Annotated in this window: 20 protein-coding genes; 7 read left to right on the top strand and 13 right to left on the bottom strand. The window is 59.2% G+C overall.

What is annotated here, in order from left to right:
* Positions 1-2: 2 nt before the first annotated feature.
* The 8 genes from GOW60_RS13790 to rplO all read right to left on the bottom strand — a co-directional run bounded on the left by GOW60_RS13790 (position 3) and on the right by rplO (position 6,795).
* Positions 3-1,388: a trypsin-like peptidase domain-containing protein gene (locus tag GOW60_RS13790; RefSeq protein WP_171229729.1), complete on the bottom strand. Its 1,386-nt coding sequence runs from the start codon at positions 1,386-1,388 to the stop codon at positions 3-5.
* A gap of 160 nt (positions 1,389-1,548) precedes the next feature.
* A complete protein-coding gene (rplQ, locus tag GOW60_RS13795; RefSeq protein ID WP_152456909.1) occupies positions 1,549-1,971 on the bottom strand; it encodes a 50S ribosomal protein L17 in 423 nt (140 codons plus the stop codon).
* Between the two features lie 130 nt (positions 1,972-2,101).
* The gene (locus GOW60_RS13800; RefSeq protein WP_117870179.1) at positions 2,102-3,118 is read right to left on the bottom strand and encodes a DNA-directed RNA polymerase subunit alpha; all 1,017 of its coding nucleotides are present in this window, start codon (positions 3,116-3,118) and stop codon (positions 2,102-2,104) included.
* Between the two features lie 114 nt (positions 3,119-3,232).
* A complete protein-coding gene (rpsK, locus tag GOW60_RS13805; RefSeq protein WP_008757289.1) occupies positions 3,233-3,622 on the bottom strand; it encodes a 30S ribosomal protein S11 in 390 nt (129 codons plus the stop codon).
* Positions 3,623-3,637: 15 nt separating this feature from the next.
* On the bottom strand, positions 3,638-4,006 hold the full coding sequence (rpsM, locus tag GOW60_RS13810) for a 30S ribosomal protein S13 (RefSeq protein ID WP_008757392.1): 369 nt from the start codon (positions 4,004-4,006) through the stop codon (positions 3,638-3,640).
* A gap of 200 nt (positions 4,007-4,206) precedes the next feature.
* Positions 4,207-4,851, bottom strand: a complete 645-nt coding sequence (locus GOW60_RS13815) for an adenylate kinase (RefSeq protein ID WP_152456908.1) — start codon at positions 4,849-4,851, stop codon at positions 4,207-4,209.
* Positions 4,848-6,212: a preprotein translocase subunit SecY gene (gene secY / locus GOW60_RS13820; protein WP_152456907.1), complete on the bottom strand. Its 1,365-nt coding sequence runs from the start codon at positions 6,210-6,212 to the stop codon at positions 4,848-4,850. Before secY ends, GOW60_RS13815 begins: the two co-directional genes overlap by 4 nt.
* A 109-nt stretch (positions 6,213-6,321) precedes the next feature.
* On the bottom strand, positions 6,322-6,795 hold the full coding sequence (gene rplO / locus GOW60_RS13825; RefSeq protein ID WP_171229730.1) for a 50S ribosomal protein L15: 474 nt from the start codon (positions 6,793-6,795) through the stop codon (positions 6,322-6,324).
* Between the two features lie 310 nt (positions 6,796-7,105).
* On the opposite strand from rplO, the gene GOW60_RS13830 reads away from it, so the two are divergent.
* The 3 genes from GOW60_RS13830 (at position 7,106) to GOW60_RS13840 (ending at position 9,679) form a co-directional block, all read left to right on the top strand.
* Complete coding sequence (locus GOW60_RS13830; protein WP_171229731.1) at positions 7,106-8,140, top strand: fatty acid desaturase; 1,035 nt, start codon at positions 7,106-7,108, stop codon at positions 8,138-8,140.
* Positions 8,141-8,754: 614 nt separating this feature from the next.
* Entirely contained in the window at positions 8,755-8,961 is a 207-nt protein-coding gene (locus GOW60_RS13835) for a cold-shock protein (protein WP_152456904.1), read from the top strand.
* Between the two features lie 163 nt (positions 8,962-9,124).
* Positions 9,125-9,679, top strand: a complete 555-nt coding sequence (locus GOW60_RS13840) for a L,D-transpeptidase (RefSeq protein ID WP_171229732.1) — start codon at positions 9,125-9,127, stop codon at positions 9,677-9,679.
* 18 nt (positions 9,680-9,697) lie between these two features.
* Here the strand turns inward: GOW60_RS13840 and GOW60_RS13845 are convergent, their stop codons facing one another.
* Positions 9,698-10,324, bottom strand: coding sequence for an arylesterase (locus tag GOW60_RS13845; protein ID WP_171229885.1), 627 nt, complete (start codon positions 10,322-10,324; stop codon positions 9,698-9,700).
* 66 nt (positions 10,325-10,390) lie between these two features.
* On the opposite strand from GOW60_RS13845, the gene GOW60_RS13850 reads away from it, so the two are divergent.
* Together GOW60_RS13850 and GOW60_RS13855 are read left to right on the top strand one after the other, a co-directional pair.
* Complete coding sequence (locus GOW60_RS13850) at positions 10,391-11,086, top strand: ABC transporter ATP-binding protein (RefSeq protein WP_171229733.1); 696 nt, start codon at positions 10,391-10,393, stop codon at positions 11,084-11,086.
* Entirely contained in the window at positions 11,083-13,611 is a 2,529-nt protein-coding gene (locus GOW60_RS13855; protein ID WP_171229734.1) for an ABC transporter permease, read from the top strand. The genes GOW60_RS13850 and GOW60_RS13855 overlap by 4 nt, the downstream gene beginning before the upstream one ends.
* Positions 13,612-13,613: 2 nt before the next feature.
* Here the strand turns inward: GOW60_RS13855 and GOW60_RS13860 are convergent, their stop codons facing one another.
* On the bottom strand, positions 13,614-14,060 hold the full coding sequence (locus GOW60_RS13860) for an Rrf2 family transcriptional regulator (RefSeq protein ID WP_170346430.1): 447 nt from the start codon (positions 14,058-14,060) through the stop codon (positions 13,614-13,616).
* Between the two features lie 93 nt (positions 14,061-14,153).
* On the opposite strand from GOW60_RS13860, the gene GOW60_RS13865 reads away from it, so the two are divergent.
* Positions 14,154-14,723, top strand: coding sequence for a gamma-glutamylcyclotransferase family protein (locus tag GOW60_RS13865; RefSeq protein WP_170346429.1), 570 nt, complete (start codon positions 14,154-14,156; stop codon positions 14,721-14,723).
* Positions 14,724-14,776: 53 nt separating this feature from the next.
* Here the strand turns inward: GOW60_RS13865 and gltX are convergent, their stop codons facing one another.
* Positions 14,777-16,102: a glutamate--tRNA ligase gene (gltX, locus tag GOW60_RS13870; RefSeq protein ID WP_171229735.1), complete on the bottom strand. Its 1,326-nt coding sequence runs from the start codon at positions 16,100-16,102 to the stop codon at positions 14,777-14,779.
* 75 nt (positions 16,103-16,177) lie between these two features.
* Complete coding sequence (locus GOW60_RS13875) at positions 16,178-16,612, bottom strand: DUF1801 domain-containing protein (RefSeq protein ID WP_171229736.1); 435 nt, start codon at positions 16,610-16,612, stop codon at positions 16,178-16,180.
* Positions 16,613-16,728: 116 nt separating this feature from the next.
* On the opposite strand from GOW60_RS13875, the gene GOW60_RS13880 reads away from it, so the two are divergent.
* Positions 16,729-17,661: an MBL fold metallo-hydrolase gene (locus GOW60_RS13880; protein ID WP_171229737.1), complete on the top strand. Its 933-nt coding sequence runs from the start codon at positions 16,729-16,731 to the stop codon at positions 17,659-17,661.
* Positions 17,662-17,665: 4 nt separating this feature from the next.
* Here GOW60_RS13880 and GOW60_RS13885 read toward each other — a convergent pair whose 3' ends face one another.
* A complete protein-coding gene (locus GOW60_RS13885; protein WP_171229738.1) occupies positions 17,666-18,997 on the bottom strand; it encodes an FAD-binding oxidoreductase in 1,332 nt (443 codons plus the stop codon).
* Positions 18,998-19,042 lie beyond the last annotated feature (45 nt).

A 19,042-nucleotide genomic window follows, 5' to 3' on the forward strand; every position in this document is an offset into this window, starting at 1 on the left:
GGTCACAGCCGGAACCGCAAAGAGACGGACCGCCCCCCGCGCACCAGACCTATCTGCACGTAACGGCCCGGATCGGTCAGCGCGGTCTCAACGTCCCGAGGGCGCTGGATCTCATCGGCATTGATGCTTTCAAGAATATCACCGGTTCGCAATCCCGCCCTTCCGCCATACGGGCCGGGATCCACCACGATGACACCGGTCAGCGACAGCGACAATCCCATCCTGGTGATCACCGCGGGATTGACCCGGGACACCACCAACCCCGGAAGAACGGTTCTGTCATTCAACGTCGTTTCTTCGGCGGCCGGAACATCGGGGGCTTTGATAAGCGCCACCTCGACATCTTCACTTTGGTCGCCGCGCAGACGGGTCAGAACCGAGGTTCCGCCCACTCCGGCGACCGACATCCGAAACTTCATCTCGGCGGGTGAATTGACCTCATCCCCGTCCACATGGGTTACCACGTCTCCCACTCTGAACCCTGCGTCGCGCAAAGGGCTGAGCTCATGCAGATCAGAGATCACAACGCCCAACGGGATGGCCAGACCAAGGGATTCCGCGATATCCGCGCTCATGTGTTGACCCGACATTCCCGCCCACGGGCTGACGAAGGTTTCGTTTCCCTGCTGCGCCTGCTTGAGGAATTGCGCCACCAGATTGGCGGGGATGGCAAAGCCTATTCCGTTTGACCCACCCGATCGGGTCAGAATCGAGGTATTGATCCCGATCAGTTGGCTATTCACATCGATCAGCGCCCCGCCGGAGTTGCCCGGATTGATTGCCGCATCCGTCTGGATGAAATACCCGCGACCATTCCCGGTTGCCGTGCCCGTGCGCGCCAGCCCCGAGATGATTCCGGACGACACCGTCTGCCCCACCCCGAACGGGTTTCCGATGGCCAGGGCCAGCTCTCCAACCTCGACCTGATCGGAATCGCGAAGGGTCAGATAGGGCAGGTCTTCGGCCTCCTTCAAACGCAGGATCGCGATATCGCTTTCCTCATGGCCCAGCACAACCTCGGCCGAGAACTCGCGCCGATCCGTGGTGACAACCCGGATCTCGGTCGCGGACCCGACCACGTGATAGTTGGAAACAACATACCCATCGTCAGACAGGATAACCCCGGAACCCAACGAGTTTTGAACCCGCTGACGTGGTTCGCCAAACCCCCGGCCAAAGAAATCCTGAAAGAACGGGTCCGAGAAAAACGGGCTTGCCCGGCCCTGCCGGACGATCTTGGCATAGATGTTCACAACCGCCGGCGATGCCTGTTTCACGACCGGGGCAAATCCCAACGAAATCTCGGCCTGTGACTGCGGAACTTTCGTTTCGGCCATTCCTTGCGTCGCGCAGGTCAAGGCAACAAGGGTCAGCATTACGCGGATCATGGTGGCTCCGTTTTTTGCGATTGGCCCAGATATGCTGACACAAAATCTGAATTGCAAGTCGGCGGTCGGGTATGCCCCGCAACATGTCGGACATGCCATAACGAAAAAACCTCCGTCCGGTTTCCCGAACGGAGGTTCGACCGTGACCTTGGGTCAGATCTTATTCTTCGTCTGCTGCCTCTTCGGCGGCAACGCGGGCTTTGTCAGCCGCACCTTTGGCGTCCAGATCACGATCAACGAATTCGATGATCGCCATCGGGGCCATATCGCCATAGCGGAAGCCAGCTTTCAGAATGCGGACATAACCGCCCTGACGCTCGGCGTAGCGGGGGCCCAGAACTTCGAACAGCTTGGCGACGTCTTTGTCTTCCTTCAGCTGTGCTGCGGCCTGACGGCGGGCGTGCAGGTCGCCGCGCTTGCCCAGAGTGATCAGTTTTTCAACGATCGGGCGCAGTTCTTTTGCCTTGGGCAGAGTTGTTTTGATTTGCTCATGCTCGATGAGCGAGCCAGCCATGTTCGCAAACAGCGCCTTGCGGTGCTCATGAGTACGGTTCAGGCGGCGATAACCACGTGCGTGACGCATTTTCTAGTTCCTTCTTTTGCGTTTTGCTTTGTCTGGCCGGCGATGCGTGTCACCGGCTCTCCTTGGGGCGGGAATGCCCATATGGTCCCCGGATATTCCCACTTTGGGCCGGGCATTGGGGAAGACGCGCTTAGAACGCGTCTTCGAATTTCTTGGCCAAATCTTCGATGTTGTCCGGCGGCCAATCCTCGACATCCATGCCCAGGTGCAGGCCCATGCCGGACAGCACTTCCTTGATCTCGTTCAGCGACTTGCGGCCGAAGTTCGGGGTGCGCAGCATCTCGGCTTCGGTCTTTTGGATCAGGTCGCCGATATAGACGATGTTGTCGTTCTTCAGGCAGTTTGCCGAACGGACCGACAGTTCCAGCTCGTCCACCTTCTTCAGCAGCAGCGGGTTGAACTCCAGACCATCGTCCTCGTCCTGACGGCTTGCCGATTCCGGCTCGTCGAAGTTGACGAAGATCGACAGCTGATCCTGAAGGATACGAGCGGCAAAGGCCAGTGCGTCTTCCGGCGTGATCGAACCATCGGTTTCGATCTTCAGGGTCAGTTTGTCATAGTCCAGAACCTGACCTTCACGGGTCGGCTGAACGTCATAAGCGACCTTTTTGACCGGCGAATAGATCGCATCAATCGGAATCAGGCCGATGGGTGCGTCTTCGGGCTTGTTCTTCTCGGCCGAGACATAGCCCTTGCCGGTGTTGACGGTCAGCTCCATGAACAGGTCAGCGCCATCGTCGAGGTGGCAGATGACGTGATCGCGGTTCAGAACCTCGATGCCGGCGCTTTCGCTGATGTCACCCGCAGTGACAACCGCGGGGCCTTTGGCATTGATCGACAGGCGCTTGGGGCCTTCGACTTCCATGCGCAGGGCAACCTGCTTGAGGTTCAGGATGATGTCAGTGACGTCTTCACGAACGCCTGCCACGCTCGAAAACTCGTGCAGGACGTTGTCGATCTGGACGCTGGTGATGGCCGCACCTTGCAGCGAGCTCATCAGGACGCGGCGCAGGGCGTTGCCCAAGGTCAGACCAAAGCCACGCTCCAGCGGTTCGGCAACCAGGGTGGCTTGACGTGCAGGATCATTGCCCGGCTTGGCTTCCAGCTGGGTCGGCTTGATCAATTCTGCCCAATTCTTGTGGATCATGTAATCCCTCCATTCCTGTCCGCGCCCCATGACCAACAAGGTGCAGACGCCCGAGGTTCAAAATGACGTGCTGGGGCCGTGCAGAAACACAGCCCCAGCTCAATTCAAAATCGCTTAGACGCGACGACGTTTCGGCGGGCGGCAGCCGTTGTGAGCAATCGGTGTCACGTCGCGGATCGACGTGATGTTGAAGCCCACGGCAGCCAGCGCGCGCAGTGCCGATTCACGGCCCGAACCGGGGCCCTGAACTTCGACTTCCAGCGTCTTGACGCCATGTTCCTGCGCCTTCTTGCCTGCGTCTTCCGCAGCCATCTGAGCGGCGTAGGGGGTCGATTTCCGCGATCCCTTGAAGCCCATGGTACCGGCAGACGACCACGAGATGGCGTTGCCCTGTACGTCCGAGATCAGGATCTTGGTGTTGTTGAAGGTCGAATTCACATGGGCAACGCCCGATGCGATGTTCTTACGCTCTTTGCGCTTAACGCGAGTCTTGTCACGTGCCATCGGTCAGACCCTCCCTTATTTCTTCTTACCAGCGATGGCCTTTGCGGGGCCTTTGCGGGTACGAGCGTTGGTGTGGGTACGCTGCCCGCGAACCGGCAGGTTGCGGCGGTGACGCAGACCGCGATAGCAGCCCAGGTCCATCAGGCGCTTGACGTTCATCTGAACTTCACGACGCAGGTCACCTTCAACGGTGAAATTTGCGTCGATGTGCTCGCGGATGGCCAGAACTTCGGCGTCGGACAGTTCGTTGACGCGACGGTGCGCTTCAATGCCCACGGCTTCGCAGATCGCTTTGGCCGAGGTGTTTCCGATACCGGTGATATATGTGAGGGCGATAGGTACCCGCTTTGCAGTCGGGATGTTTACGCCGGCAATACGTGCCACGTGTCACTTTCCTTTTCGTTGCGGTTCCGTAACTCCAGAACCTTTTTTCACAACGCTTTACCGTGGCAGTGTGGCCAGAGGGTTCAGCATTATTCGAGGTGGTCGGGGCGGTTGGGACGAATCCCGCACGCGGTCTTGATTCCCTTTAGGGATGGGGGTCGATATGGGCTTTTGGCGGTGCCGTCAAGCCCATATTGAAATCAGCCGAGAATGGCCTCGATCGACGCTGTGACTTCCTTGATGTCCGCCAGCCCGTTCACGGGGCGCAGATCGCCCTTGGCGTAGTAATAGCCAATCAGCGGTGAGGTCTTCTTGTAGTATTCCATCAACCGAGTGCGCAGACTGTCTTCGTTATCGTCGGCGCGACGAACGAAGTCATTTTCCTTGCCGCAATTGGTGCACTTGCCGTCAGCCGGGATCGGCTTGGTCTTGTCGTTATAGACCTCACCACATCCGCCGCAGGTTGACCGCGCGGTAATCCGCTCCACCAGAGCATCGTCATCCACGCGCATCTCGATCACGGTATGCAGGGACTGGCCCAGCTTGGTCAGCAGAGCCGACAGCGCGTCGGCCTGTGCCAAAGTGCGGGGGAAGCCGTCAAAGATGAAACCGGCGCCTTTTTCGGTGGTCAGTTTTTCCTCAATCAGGCCGATCACGATCTCATCGGTGACCAGCTTGCCCGCGTCCATGATCGCGGCAACCTTCTGGCCCATTTCGGTTCCGCTGGTCTTGGCCTCGCGCAGCATATCCCCGGTGCTGAGCTGCACCATCCCGCGGGTCTCTACCAGGTGACGCGCCTGCGTTCCCTTGCCTGCCCCCGGGGGGCCCAGAAGAATGATGTTCATCGGCGAGCAGCTCCCTTTCTGCCGCGTTTCTTGCCTTTGCCGCGCAGCTGGGACTTTTCGATAAGCCCTTCGTATTGATGCGCCAACAGGTGGCTCTGGACCTGCTGGATCGTGTCCATGGTCACAGAGACGATAATCAGAACCGAGGTGCCACCGAAATAGAACGGAATGGCAAACTGGCCCCGCAGAATTTCGGGCAGCAGACAGACCGCCGCCAGATAGGCCGAACCCAGAACCAGCACGCGGTTGACCACGTATTCCAGATACTCGGCGGTTTTCTTGCCGGGCCGGATGCCGGGCACAAAACCGTTCTGCTTTTTCAGGTTGTCCGCCACATCATCCGGTTTGAACGACACGTTGAACGTATAGAAATAGGCGAAGAACACGATCATCGAGGCAAAGAACAGAAGGTAAAGCGGCTGTCCGGGGCCGAAATTGGCCAGCAGCCACGACATGACCGGCCCGTTGGCAGCACCGGACGAGAAGGTCGAGATCGTGACCGGCAGCAGCAGCAGCGAGCTGGCGAAGATCGCCGGAATGACACCCGCAGGGTTGACCTTGACCGGCAGGTGGCTTGAGCCGCCTTCGTAGACTTTCATACCGGCCTGACGACGCGGGTACTGAATGTGGATCTTGCGCAGGGCGCGCTCCATGAACACCACGAAGGTGATCACGGCGATCACCATGACGATCACGCCAACGATCACGGCAGGGCTGATCGCACCGCTGCGGCCGCTTGCAAAGAACTGCGCCAGAGCAGCCGGAACTTCGGCAATGATGCCGACGAAGATGATCAAAGAGATACCGTTGCCGATCCCGCGTGCAGTGATCTGCTCACCCAGCCACATCAGGAACATGGTACCGCCAACCAGCGTTATCATGGTCGACATGCGGAAATAGAGCCCCGGATCAGTCGCCAGATCGCCCGATTCCAGCGAAACGGCCAGACCATAAGCCTGAACGGTGGCCAGAGCCACGGTGCCGAACCGGGTGTACTGGTTGATCTTCTTGCGCCCCTGCTCGCCCTCTTTCTTGAGCTGTTCGAGCGCGGGAACCATGGATGTCAGCAGTTGAACGATGATCGAGGCCGAGATGTAAGGCATGATGCCGAGGGCAAAGATGCCCATCCGCCCCAGCGCCCCGCCGGTGAACATCGAAATCATGCCGCCGATGCCCTGCCCCGCCTGCTCCATGAATTCGCGCAAAGCCGCTCCGTCAATCCCCGGCACCGGAATAAAGGTGCCCAGACGATAGACGATCAGCAAACCCAGCGTAAACAGGATGCGGTTGCGCAGATCGGTGGCCTTGCCCAAAGCAGCCCAGCTTGTGTTGGCTGCCATTTGTTCTGCTGCTGATACCATAAATCGGTCTCTCTTATGCAAACGCCGCCCGGAACCGTTTTCCGGCTCGGACGGCGTCTTGGAAAACTCTGAGGTCTATGTAAGCGGGTCTTTGCCCGCTCACAAGCGATTACTCTGCCGCAGCAGCTTTTGTGACCTTCAGTGAACCGCCCGCTTTTTCAACTGCCTCAACGGCAGACTTCGAAGCACCGGTTACTTCCAGGTTCACTTTGGCGCTGATTTCGCCTTTGGCCAGAACGCGGATACCGTCCAGCTTGCGGCGGACCAGACCGGACGCAACCAGAGCGTCTTCGGTGATCGCAGCCGAAGCATCCAGCTTGCCGGCTTCGACAAATTTCTGGATCAGGCCCAAGTTAACAACGGCGAATGCTTTGCGGTTCGGCTTGCTGAAGCCACGCTTTGGCAGACGCTGGTACAATGGCATCTGACCGCCTTCGTAGCCGTTGATGGCCACACCCGAACGGGATTTCTGGCCTTTGATACCACGGCCACCCATTTTACCTTTGCCGGAACCCGGACCACGGCCAACGCGGGTGCGTTTCGGGCTGGCGCCTGGATTGTCGCGCAGTTCGTTCAGTTTCATGTCGCTTCTCCTAAGCCGGATATGACCCCGAAGCGTGATGGGCCAAACACGGCATTTCTTGGTTTTTGATTCTCGTGGCGGAAAGCCACCGCAGGCGTATAGGCCCGATAACCGCACTTGACAAGCCTGTAGATTGCCCTGCGCCCCGGGACGCCGGCATGAGGTCTTGAGCCAGGTGTTACGCAAAGGGCACCTCTGCCGGCCTTTGACCGAAAAGTGACCGTGAAATGCAGCGCCTTTAAGAAAAACCGCTTGCTATGTCGGGGTGGTCGTCTATCCGGTGGCCTACAAACACTAGACTGGCAGGCGTATGACTGAACCCTCTCTCTCGCTCCGCGACAAGCCGGAGACCACCGCCGCACGTGACTGGGTAACAACGCTTGCCAAATATCGCGAACCGGACCAAATGCGCAGCGCTTTTGAGCTGGGTGTAAGCATTATCCCCTTTATCGGACTGTGGGCATTGTCCTGGATGTCACTTTCAGTCAGCTATTGGCTGGCCTTTGTGATTTCCGCCCTCAATGCGGCCTTTCTGTTGCGCTTGTTTGCCATCCAGCATGATTGCGGGCACGGCGCATTCTTCAAAAACCGGGCCGTCAGCGACTGGATCGGGCGCGGCATCGGAGTTCTGACACTGACACCATATGATGTCTGGCGCCGCACGCATTCCACGCATCACAACAGTTCCGGCAACCTGGACAAGCGCGGGATGGGCGATGTCCACACCCTGACCGTGGCGGAATACCGCGCCAAAACACCACTGAACAGGTTCTGGTACCGCGTGTACCGGAACCCGATCACTCTGTTCGTGCTTGGCCCCGGTTATCTGTTTCTGTTTCAAAACCGCCTTCCGCTGGGCCTGACAAACAGCGTCAGGTTCTGGGTCAGCGCGATGGCGACCAATCTTGCCATTCTGATTGCCCTTGTGGCCATCTACTATTTTGGCGGGCTGATGCCGATGTTGCTGATCTTTCTGCCGTCGACTCTGATTGCCGCAACGGCCGGAGTTTGGCTGTTTTATGTACAACACCAGTTCGAGAACACGCATTGGGACGCCGATGCAGACTGGCAACTGCATGAAGCAGCGCTGCACGGAAGTTCGCACTATATCCTGCCCTCAGTGTTGCAATGGTTCAGCGCCAATATCGGCATCCACCATGTACACCACCTCTACAGCCGCATTCCGTTCTACCGCCTGACCGAGGTGCTGCGCGATCATGAAGAACTGGCAAACAGCAACCGGATGACCATCCGGGAAAGCCTCGCCAATGCGCGGCTTCACCTGTGGGACGAGAAGAACCGTCGTCTGTTGTCCTTCGCCGAGGCCCGCGCACTTTATGGGTAACGGGCATGCCCGGCGCTTTCGTTTCTGGAATCGCAGCGCATGCCTTGCGTCAACGGCAGGCGTGTGGCGCGGGATAGCCTCTATCCATCACGACGACTTTCTCGGGCGCGATTTTGACAAAGAATGCGCGCGTCACAAACCGGTATTCAACCGGTGCAAACGCAGGCGCGACTAAGGTGCCTTCATCCGGATCTTGGCTGGCTTGATCGCCCGCGCCTGGACGGGAAAGCGATCGCGATTGACGCAAGCCGCATCGCGCCCTGCATTGCAGTGAAAAAGGCGGTGACCATCTGGTGACATGAACACCACTCTGCACGACATCAGTGATAACTAGGATTGACCGTTCAACCTGTTCGTCGATGCTGGGCAAGGCTGCGGCACCGTGAAAGAAAACTAGCCTCCCCGGGGCTGTGGGCACGGCGGAAATCCCTCATGCCCCTGCACAAATCAAACAAAATCCCTTGTCACACCCCCGCCCCGATGCCATATGCAAAGTGCTTACGTTTTTCTATTCGACCTACTGTCTCCTTCATCGGCAGTCAGTCTATCGATACAGACCGACGACGCCAGGCTGCCGCAACTCCGTGGGCAGCACTCAAACAGGAGACACGGATATGCCAGCAGGCACCGTAAAATGGTTCAACACCACCAAAGGCTTCGGCTTCATCGCACCGGAAGAGGGCGGCAAAGATGTATTCGTACACATCTCGGCTGTCGAACGTTCGGGCCTGACCGGCCTAGCCGACAACCAGAAAGTCACGTACGAGCTGCGCGCCGGTCGTGACGGCCGCGAAAGCGCCGACAGCATCCAGCTGGCCTGAGCTTGATTTCGGGTGAGGGGATCCCCCTCGCCCCTTTCCCGCCACCACCTCGGGTGGCAGGCAGGACACATCACGTCCACGTGATGTCTGCCCTAGAATTGACCAAATATCGTATCATGATGAAATTGGTTTCAGTTTCATTGGTCATTCGACGAGGGTTTCGATGTTTACACGCCGTATTTTTCTGGCCGGAACAGCAGCAAGCATGTTGCCAGGCATCGCCAGCGCCAAAAAGGCGGTCGAGTATGATCCGGCACCGCAATTCGTGCGCATCAAGAAACAGTTCGTACCTGGTCAGCTGCTGGTCGCGCCCCGGTCGTTCTACCTTTACTACGTCACGGAACCTCGCAAGGCGATCCGCTATGGATGCGGCGTCGGCAAAGCGGGGTTGGAGTTTACCGGCACGGCCACCATCGATGTGAAAAAGGAATGGCCGACCTGGCGCCCGACCGATGAGATGATCGAACGTGATCCCGTCGCTTACGCCAAATTCAAGGACAACGACTATGTCCAACCCGGCGGCGGAGATAACCCGCTGGGCGCGCGCGCGCTGTATCTGTTCCAGAACGGTGTCGATACGTATTTCCGCATCCACGGCACGACGCAGCCGCAGACCATCGGCCGGGCAGTGTCCAACGGGTGCATAAGAATGCTGAACGAGCATGTGATCGATTTGTACAACCGGGTCCCGATCGGAACAGTTGTCACGGTCGTCTAGGCGCCCATGGATGGGCGCCTATTCCGCTTGCCCCGCCTGATCAACAAGCTTCAGAACGGACGGCCCCAGTGATTCAACGATCTTTGCCACCCCATCCGCGTTTGGATGTATTCCGTCCGGCTGCATGAACTGCGATACCGCACCGGGGTCGCCCTCGGCCGCAAGCCCTTCAAAGAAACTGGCGGCGAAGAGGACGTCGAACTCCTTCGCAATGTCTGGGTACATTCCGTCGAAAGCTTGCTTGTAATCGGCCCCGTAGTTGCCCGGCGCCTGCATACCGATCAGCAGAACCGGTACATTCGCGCTCCGCGCCACGTCCAGGATCCTGCGCAGATTGGCCTTTGATACTGCAGGGTCGATCCCCCGCAGCAGGTCGTTGCCGCCAAGGGCAACGATCATGCCATCCACATCCGGTGTCAGGGTCCAGTCCACACGCGCGGCCCCGCCCGCCGTCGTGTCACCCGAAACACCTGCGTTGATGACGCGGACATCCGCGCCCTGCGTCTGCAACCAGCGTTCAAGCTGCGGAACAAACCCGCTTTCCTCCACCAGCCCATAACCCTGAGTCAGCGAGTCCCCCAATGCCGCAATCACCACTTGTTCGGCTGTGGCCGCAAAACCGCACCACGTGAAAAGGCCTGCCATCAAAGCCTTGCGCAACGTGGTGATCGCTCCATATCCCAAAAGACCGCTCCTTTTTCGGGTAGACCCATGACGACTGCTGTTCTCGCCCTCCAAGATGCCTCTTTGTCCCTGGATGGCAATGCCGGGCGGGTCGATATTCTGCATGACATTACGTTGACTGTGAACAAGGGCGAGACGCTGGGGCTGATCGGGCCTTCTGGCTCGGGCAAGTCTTCGCTGCTGATGTTGATGGCGGGGTTGGAACAGGCGACGCACGGTCAAATCATGGCGCTGGGTCAGGACCTGACCGACATGGATGAGGACGCTCTGGCCCGGTTTCGACGCGACAGTATGGGGGTGGTGTTTCAGAACTTCCACCTGATCCCGACGATGACCGCGCTTGAAAACGTGGCAACCCCACTGGAACTTGCAGGGCACAAGGATGCGTTCGACCGGGCCGAGCAAGAGCTGGACGCCGTTGGCCTGTCGCACCGTCGCGATCATTACCCGGCGCAACTGTCGGGCGGAGAACAACAGCGTGTTGCCTTGGCACGAGCATCTGCGCCGCGCCCCAAAATCCTGTTGGCTGATGAACCGACCGGGAACCTGGACGAAACCAACGGGGCCGCAATTGTTGATTTGCTGTTTGGTCTGCGCCGGAAATACGATGCAACCCTGGTTCTGGTGACACACAGCCATTCATTGGCCGAAAAATGTGATCGGGTCGTTCGGTTGCGTGACGGCAGGATCGCCGAAGAGACCCGGCAGGAGGCTGCGGAATGAGCCTGCGGATGGCCGGGCGGCTCGCCCGCCGCGAGCTGCGCGGAGGCCTGAGTGGTTTTCGGATCTTTCTGGCCTGTTTGGCGTTGGGGGTCGCAGCCATCGCGGCCGTCGGGTCGGTGCGGCAGGCCATACAGGCTGGGCTTGCGCAAGAAGGGGCCTCACTGCTGGGGGGCGATGCCGAACTTGAATTCACCTATCGTTTTGCCGATGAGGCCGAGCGCGACTGGATGCAACAGACATCCGTCCAGATGTCCGAGGTTGTCGATTTCCGCTCGATGGCCGTTGTGCCCGGCGCGACAGGTCCGGAACGAGCGCTGACTCAGGTCAAGTCGGTCGACAACGCGTACCCACTTGTCGGCTCGGTACGGCTGGAACCCGAAATCCCGCTGGAAGACGCCCTGAACGGCAGTTTCGGCTTGCCCGGGGCCGTGATGGAACCTGTGCTGATGGACCGGCTTGGGTTGTCCGTCGGTGATCGGTTTTCACTTGGGACGCAAGAGTTCATCCTGACGGCTGCCTTGCTGGACGAGCCCGACAGCGCGGCGGATGGGTTTGGCCTTGGGCCGCGCACTCTGGTGCGAACCCAGGCGTTGCAGGCGTCCGGTCTGCTGGAACCCGGAACGCTGTTTACGACAAAATACAGGATGATCCTGCCCCGGAACGCAGATCTTTCAGAGGTATCCGCAAGGGCTGACGCGGCATTCGAAGGCACGGGAATGCGCTGGACGGATGCACGCAACGGTGCCCCCGGGATATCCGAGTTCGTCAATCGCCTGAGTGCATTTCTTGTCCTTGTCGGGCTGTCCGGGCTTGCCGTCGGAGGCATCGGGGTTTCTGCCGCCGTGCGTGCTTATCTGGCGCAGAAGACGGAAACCGTTGCGACTCTGCGTACCTTGGGGGCCGATCGCGCCACCATTTTTCAAACCTACATGATTCAAATTGGCGTTCTGTCCGTCTTCGGGATCGTGATCGGCCTGACGCTGGGTGGATTGGCGCCGCTTGTTCTGGCCCCGCTGCTGGAAAGTCAATTGCCGGTTCCAGCAGTGTTTTCCCTTTATCCACAGCCGCTGATCGAGGCAGCAATATACGGTCTGCTCACAGCGTTCCTGTTCACCCTTTGGCCGTTGGCCCGCACCGAGGATGTGCGCGCCGCGACGTTGTTTCGCGACGCGTTAAGCTCGGCCCGCCCCTTTCCACGTCTGATTTACGTCGTGGCAACCGGTGCCGGGCTGTTGTTGCTGATCGCCCTGGCATCATGGTTCAGCGGCTCGACGCGGCTTACTGTCTGGACCGGCGGCGGGCTTGTCGGTGCACTGGCGCTGTTGGCCCTCGCCGCTTATGCCATTCGCAAACTGGCCCGGGCTGGGACTTCGTTGGCCCGCGGGCGACCCACGGTCAGATGGGCGTTGTCGGCCATCTCGGACCCACGCGAAGGTGCAGGATCTGTGGTTCTGTCACTGGGACTGGGCCTGTCGGTGCTGGCTGCGGTCGGGCAGATCGACGGGACCCTGCGCAACGCCATTTCGGGCAACCTGCCGGATGTTGCGCCGTCGTACTTCTTTGTAGACATCCAGAAAGATCAAATGCCCGGCTTTACCGAACGCCTGCAAAGCGACCCCGCGGTCAGCCGCATTGAAAGCGCGCCGATGTTGCGCGGGATCATCACGCAGATCAACGGCCAGCCCGCTCGGGACGTGGCCGGAGATCACTGGGTGCTGGAAGGGGATCGCGGCGTGACCTATTCGGTTCAACCGCCGCCGAACGCACGCCTGACCGCAGGGGAGTGGTGGGCCGAAGATTACGCAGGTGCGCCGCAGGTCAGCTTTGCCGCCGAAGAAGCCGAAGAGATGGGCCTGAACCTGGGCGACCAACTGACCGTCAATATCCTGGGACGTGACATCACGGCAGAGCTGACGTCACTGCGCGAGGTGGATTTCTCTACCGCGGGAATCGGCTTTGTCATGTCGATGAACCCCTCTGCGCTGGCTGGTGCGCCGCACAGCTTTATCGCGACGGTCTATGCCGAAGAACAGGCCGAGGCGGCCATCCTGCGGGATCTTGCCGGCCAGTTCCCCAATATCACGGCCATCCGGGTGCGCGACGCCATTGATCGCGTCTCGGGCCTGCTGGCAGGCATCGCCGCAGCGACCTCGTACGGTGCAGGAGTATCGCTGCTGACAGGATTTTTGGTTCTGATCGGCGCAGCGGCGGCGGGCGAACCTGCCCGCAGATACGAAGCAGCGATCCTCAGGACATTGGGTGCAGATCGTGGCAGTATCCTGCGCAGCTTTGGCCTGCGATCCGTTTTGCTTGGGGCCGCTGCGGGTTGCGTCGCGCTGTTCGTTGGTATTCTGGGCGGATGGGCCGTTGCCACCTACATCTTCGACACAGAGTTCACGGTCATCTGGTCATCGGCCTTCGGCATCGTACTGGCCGGGATAGGCGTCACGTTATGCGCTGGGCTGGCATTTGCCCTGCGTCCGCTTGCGGTGCGTCCGGCGCGTATATTGCGTGCGAGCGATTGAAATCAGCGCACGCAGGCCACGGGCTGCAAGAGCCTCAGCAGCGGATCGTTGTCACATACCAGCGCATCCAGGGTAACATCGTCCAGGGACGCATAGAACACCTCTGCCGCGTCCTGAAGCGCAAGCCTCAGCCGGCAGGCATCCGTAAGAGGGCACGTGTTGTCTGCATCGGCGAAACACTCGGCAATGGGCAAAGCCCCTTCAACATGCCGGAACACCGCACCGATGCGGATCTGATCCGCCGGGCGCGCCAGCGACATGCCACCGTTTCGACCGCGCTGCGTGCTCAGATAGTTCAGCTGGCTCAGCTGATTGATCACCTGCGCCAGATGGTTTTCCGAAATGTTGCACACTTCGGCGATTTCGGATTTCGTGACCAGCCTGTCCGGGTGAGCTGCGCAATACATCAACAGGCGCACAGCGATATTCGTCCTTTTGGTAATCCGCATGAGGGCCTCCCTAAATACAAGATGCAACCTTATTGCATGTCCGGGAAAAAAGCGGTTTGACATACATCAATCGACCCAAAGGACACTTCTTGGATGGCCGACCCCTATTTCTTTGGCTATGGCAGCCTCGTGAACCTCGCGACGCATGATTTCCCCGATCCGCGCCCCGCGCGACTGAAGGGTTGGCGGCGGGCCTGGCGGCATACCGATCTGCGACCCGTGGCGTTTCTGACTGCCGTGCCCGACCCGGAGTCAGAGATCGAAGGCATGATTGCGCATGTTCCAAAAAATGACTGGGCCGCGCTGGATGAACGGGAATGGGCGTATGACCGAATTCCTGCAACGCAGTCGGTTTCGCATCCCCTGACGCACGATGTCGAAATAGCTGTCTACGCCGTCCCTCAGGATCGGCACAGCGAGCCCAGCAATCACCATCCATTGCTGCTCAGCTATATCGACGTTGTCGTGCAGGGTTACTTGCGGGCATTCGGCGAGGACGGCGCGGATCGATTCTTTGAGACGACAACCGGATGGGATGCCCCGATCCTGAATGATCGCGCCGAACCGCGTTATCCACGCCACCAGCAACTCAAACCTGTCGAACGTGATTTTGTCGATGACCGCCTGACCAGTTTGTCGGTTCGATTTGTGCAACCAGCGTAAACAAAAAAGGGCCACGCCAAAGACGTGGCCCAGAAATCTGATGTGCCACCACGTTAGCCGCGCGCGCGGATCACCTGTAGCAACGGCATCAGCGCTGCCATTTCCGGGCCGCGCTCCTTGCCGGTCAGCGCTTTGCGCAGCGGCATGAACAGGCCTTTACCCTTGCGACCGGTTGCTTCTTTCACGGCTTTGGTCCAGGTGCTCCAGGTCTCACCGTCGAACGGACCTTCGGGCAGCAAAGCCATCGCCTGGGCAATGAATTCCTGATCTTCATCGGCGATCAGGGGATCTGCCCCGTCACGGCACAGTTCCCACCAGCCCTTGAGATCGGCCAGGGTGGTGATGTTTTCACGGGCCATGGCCCAGAAAGGTTCTGCCAATTCATCGGGAACACCGGCATCCGCAACGGCACCGGCCACATCGGACAGCGGCAGCGATTGCAAATACCTGGCGGTCAGCGGGAACAGGTCCTGTACATCGAACTTGGTCGGCGCGGCACCAAACCGGTTCACATCAAATCCGTCGATCAGCTCGGCCATTTCCGAGCGCAGCTCAACCGGATCAGACGAGCCCAGACGCGCCATCAGGCTCAGCAACGCCATCGGTTGCACACCCTGTTCGCGAAGATCGCGCAAAGCCAGCGTGCCCAGCCGTTTCGACAATGCCTCACCCTGCGGACCAGTCAGCAGAGAATGGTGGGCAAAACGCGGACAACGCCCGCCCAGCGCCTCGATGATCTGGATCTGCGTCGCCGTGTTGGTCACATGGTCCGAACCCCGTACGACATCAGTTACGCCCATTTCAGTATCATCCACAACCGACGCAATCGTATAGAGAACCTGACCATCGCCACGGATCAGAACCGGATCGGAAACCGAAGCCGCATCAATCGAGATGTCGCCAAGAATGCCGTCATTCCATTCGATACGTTCATGATCCAGCTTGAAGCGCCAGACGCCGTTGCCACGTTCGGCGCGCAAGGCTTCTTTTTCGGCCTCCGACAGGTTCAGCGCAGCGCGGTCATAGACCGGCGGCTTGCCCATGTTCAGTTGCTTCTTGCGTTTCAGATCCAGTTCGGTCGGCGTTTCGAACGCTTCGTACAAACGACCCATCGCGCGCAGCTTGTCGGCCGCTTCGGCATAGCGGTCCAGACGGTCCGACTGACGCTCGACCCGGTCCCAATGCAAACCCAGCCATTCCAGGTCCTGCTTGATGGCATCGACATATTCTTCTTTCGACCGTTCGGGGTCGGTATCATCGATGCGCAGGATGAACGTACCTCCTGCCTTGCGGGCAATCAGATAGTTCATCAGGGCGGTGCGCAGGTTGCCCACATGGATGTAACCGGTGGGCGACGGGGCGAAACGGGTGGTTGTCATGGGTGTCTCCTGTTGGCGCGGCTCTTGTCACATGGGGGCGTTTTTGTCCAGCCGCCGCTTGATCCATCAGGTGATTCAGAATGGTTTCACCGGCCACACCCTGTCGAGGTCGTCCAATCCGGCGCGAATGAGTTCGCCCAAAACGCCCGTATCGATATCCGCCAGTTTGTTGACGTAAAGACAGGACTTGCCCAGTTTGTGCTTTCCCAATCTGGCCATGAGATCCGCAAAATCTGCGTAACCCGGCATGATGTAAATCACCAAAGCTGATTTGCGCGGCGAAAAACCGGTTGCCAGAAAGTCCCCTTCCCGACCCGATTTATAGCGATAGTGGTAGCGGCCATACCCGACGATCGACGGCCCCCACATCAGCGGTTCAAACCCGGTGGTGGCGCGGAACAGCTTTTCAAGCTGGTGCGCGTCTTCGGCACGGCGCGCAGGTTGAACCGTTGTCAGGAAATGCTCGACGCTTTGATCCGTCGGAACTGTCTTGTTGTCTGATCGCGCCATGAACAAAAATTAACACGTATTATTCATCCATGCACCCCATCTGAATGGCGTATACACTGGCAACAGACTCTCGACGCCCTAACTGCAACAATGATGTCCTGACAGGGAGAACGAAGATGACAATAAAACTTACGCGCCGCGCCGCTTTGGGAACTGCCGCCGCCTTGCCGTTTGCAACCGCAGCCGCACCGGTTCTGGCCGCAAGCCCGGAAACCAAAGCAAACTCGACCATCGCCAAGTCATTTCATGTTGGCGACTTCACGGTCACGACCCTGCTGGATGGCAGTTTTCCACGCGACGGAGCCAAAGAGATTTTTGGGGGCGGAGCGACGGACGAAGAATTCGCCAAGGTTTCGGCTGAGAACTTCATTCCCGCAGACGTCGCACAGTTTTTCTTTACCCCCTCGCTGGTCAATACAGGCTCAGAGCTGGTTCTGTTTGATACCGGTCTGGGGCAAGGTGGCATACAGGCCGCGCTGGCAGATGCGGGTGTAACCCCGGATCAGATCGATGTGGTCGTGATAACGCATATGCACCCTGACCATATCGGTGGCATGACGACCGAAGGCGCGCCCACCTTCGCCAATGCGCGCTACGTGACGGCTTCTCCGGAATATGATTTCTGGGCTGCGCAGGACGCAGGCAATCGCGTGGGCGATCTGGTCGCTGAAAAAGTCACACCACTGGCCGAGAAAATGACCTTTGTCGAAGACGGGGGCGAGGTCGCCTCGGGCATTACCGCGGTTGCCGCTTATGGCCATACACCGGGCCACACGGTCTATCATCTGGAAAGCAACGGGCAACGTCTGGTGCTGACGGCGGATCTGGCCAACCACTATGTCTGGTCTTTCGCTCATCCCGAATGGGAAGTCCGGTTTGACATGGACAAGGCCGCAGCAACTGCCGCGCGTCGCAATGTCCTTGGCATGCTGGCTGCCGACAAAGTGCCCATGGTCGGCTATCACATGCCTTTCCCCGGTGCAGGCTATGTTGAGGCGCGCGGAGAAGGCTTCCGCTTTGTCCCGGTCAGCTACCAGATGATGGGTTAGGCTGTCAGTACCCCGGATCCGGTCGCACTTTTGAACCGTCGCTGAACCGCGACAGGCGAAAGGCGGCCGGGTCGACGCAAGGCGTTGTTTCGGCAACCAGATCAGCCATCAGCTGCCCCGCCCCGGGGCCGATTCCAAAGCCATGGCCTGAAAACCCCGTGGCAATGTACATTCCCGGCAGATCATCCACGCCCGAGATGACGGGAATGGCATCCGGCGTCACATCGATCATACCTGCCCAACTTTGTACGATCTCGCCTGTTTGCACAGCGGGGTATCCCTTGCATGCACTGGCCCAGGCGCGTCGCAACGTTTTTTGAGACGGCTCAGGGTCCAGGATCCGGCACTTTTCGAACGGGGTCACATCGGTTGGCAGCCATCTCCGGTGTTGTTGTGCTTCGATCGTCCAGCGTTTGGACAGGCGAAAGCGAAGAGATTTCCACTCCTGCACAAAAGCCGGCAGAAACTGCATCGCCAATCGAAAACTGTCCGGCACGATGTCCACGGTATTCTCATGGCCGGATGCAATTGTGTAACCGCCATCGGCCCGTTTTCGGATCGCAAAGTCATCCGACCACAACGACGTCTCGGGCCCCTCTGCGATGGGGGATGTGCGCAGGACCGTATTCAGAACCTTCAGCTGCGGCAGTTCGATCCCCGCATTGCCTGCAAACAGGCGCGACCACGCACCCCCGGCCAGAACGACGCGGCCGCTGGCAACTTTGCCGCGCTCGGTGAAAACACCGGCGACACGTCCAGCCTGAACGTCCACACTGCGCACGGCGCAATTCGTCATGATCACTGCGCCCCGAGCCCGCGCGGCTTCGGCGATAGCGGGGGCTGTCCATTGAGGTTCGGCACGACCGTCCTGCGGCATGTACAAACCGGATTCAAAGCCCGATTGGTTGCCGTGCAAAAGGTCTGCCAACTCTCCGCCCGAAACCATCCGCGCGCCGGTCTGCATTCCTTCGACATGGTGCAGCCAACGTTCCATGTTGCCGGCATCCCGCCTGCCGGATGCGCCAAAAAGGATACCGGAGCGGGTGTAACCTGTCTTGCGGTCCAGCCGGTCATCGAGCGTCTGCCAGATGCGCAACGATTCCTGCATCAGGGGTATCTCTCTTGGGTCCCGCATCCCAAGACGGACCCAACCCCAATTGCGTGAACTTTGTTCGGCTGCAATCTGCCCTTTTTCGCACACAAGAACCGAAGCGCCCCTCTCTGCCAGTTCCAACGCGGTTGAAACGCCGATGATTCCGCCGCCGATGACCACGACATCAACGGTTTTGGGCAGGGCAAGATCAGGTTCTACAGGAGTCGGTTTGGGCGCGGTCATCAATAGGCCTTACTCTGTCGCTTGGACCGCTATGGAGACCAAAAG

This window comes from Ruegeria sp. HKCCA4008 (assembly GCF_013033125.1).
GTDB lineage: Bacteria > Pseudomonadota > Alphaproteobacteria > Rhodobacterales > Rhodobacteraceae > Ruegeria.

Bases quoted from the DNA above. Each gene is read 5' to 3' on its own strand.
- GOW60_RS13830 (WP_171229731.1), top strand. From the start codon at position 7,106: ATGACTGAACCCTCTCTCTCGCTCCGCGACAAGCCGGAGACCACCGCC.
- GOW60_RS13815 (WP_152456908.1), bottom strand. From the start codon at position 4,851: ATGAACATCATTCTTCTGGGCCCCCCGGGGGCAGGCAAGGGAACGCAG.
- gltX (WP_171229735.1), bottom strand. From the start codon at position 16,102: ATGACAACCACCCGTTTCGCCCCGTCGCCCACCGGTTACATCCATGTG.
- GOW60_RS13840 (WP_171229732.1), top strand. From the start codon at position 9,125: ATGTTTACACGCCGTATTTTTCTGGCCGGAACAGCAGCAAGCATGTTG.
- GOW60_RS13865 (WP_170346429.1), top strand. From the start codon at position 14,154: ATGGCCGACCCCTATTTCTTTGGCTATGGCAGCCTCGTGAACCTCGCG.
- rpsK (WP_008757289.1), bottom strand. From the start codon at position 3,622: ATGGCACGTGACAAGACTCGCGTTAAGCGCAAAGAGCGTAAGAACATC.
- GOW60_RS13790 (WP_171229729.1), bottom strand. From the start codon at position 1,388: ATGATCCGCGTAATGCTGACCCTTGTTGCCTTGACCTGCGCGACGCAA.
- secY (WP_152456907.1), bottom strand. From the start codon at position 6,212: ATGGTATCAGCAGCAGAACAAATGGCAGCCAACACAAGCTGGGCTGCT.
- GOW60_RS13880 (WP_171229737.1), top strand. From the start codon at position 16,729: ATGACAATAAAACTTACGCGCCGCGCCGCTTTGGGAACTGCCGCCGCC.
- rplO (WP_171229730.1), bottom strand. From the start codon at position 6,795: ATGAAACTGAACGAACTGCGCGACAATCCAGGCGCCAGCCCGAAACGC.
- GOW60_RS13860 (WP_170346430.1), bottom strand. From the start codon at position 14,060: ATGCGGATTACCAAAAGGACGAATATCGCTGTGCGCCTGTTGATGTAT.
- rplQ (WP_152456909.1), bottom strand. From the start codon at position 1,971: ATGCGTCACGCACGTGGTTATCGCCGCCTGAACCGTACTCATGAGCAC.
- GOW60_RS13885 (WP_171229738.1), bottom strand. From the start codon at position 18,997: ATGACCGCGCCCAAACCGACTCCTGTAGAACCTGATCTTGCCCTGCCC.
- GOW60_RS13850 (WP_171229733.1), top strand. From the start codon at position 10,391: ATGACGACTGCTGTTCTCGCCCTCCAAGATGCCTCTTTGTCCCTGGAT.
- GOW60_RS13845 (WP_171229885.1), bottom strand. From the start codon at position 10,324: ATGGCAGGCCTTTTCACGTGGTGCGGTTTTGCGGCCACAGCCGAACAA.
- GOW60_RS13835 (WP_152456904.1), top strand. From the start codon at position 8,755: ATGCCAGCAGGCACCGTAAAATGGTTCAACACCACCAAAGGCTTCGGC.
- GOW60_RS13800 (WP_117870179.1), bottom strand. From the start codon at position 3,118: ATGATCCACAAGAATTGGGCAGAATTGATCAAGCCGACCCAGCTGGAA.
- GOW60_RS13875 (WP_171229736.1), bottom strand. From the start codon at position 16,612: ATGGCGCGATCAGACAACAAGACAGTTCCGACGGATCAAAGCGTCGAG.
- GOW60_RS13855 (WP_171229734.1), top strand. From the start codon at position 11,083: ATGAGCCTGCGGATGGCCGGGCGGCTCGCCCGCCGCGAGCTGCGCGGA.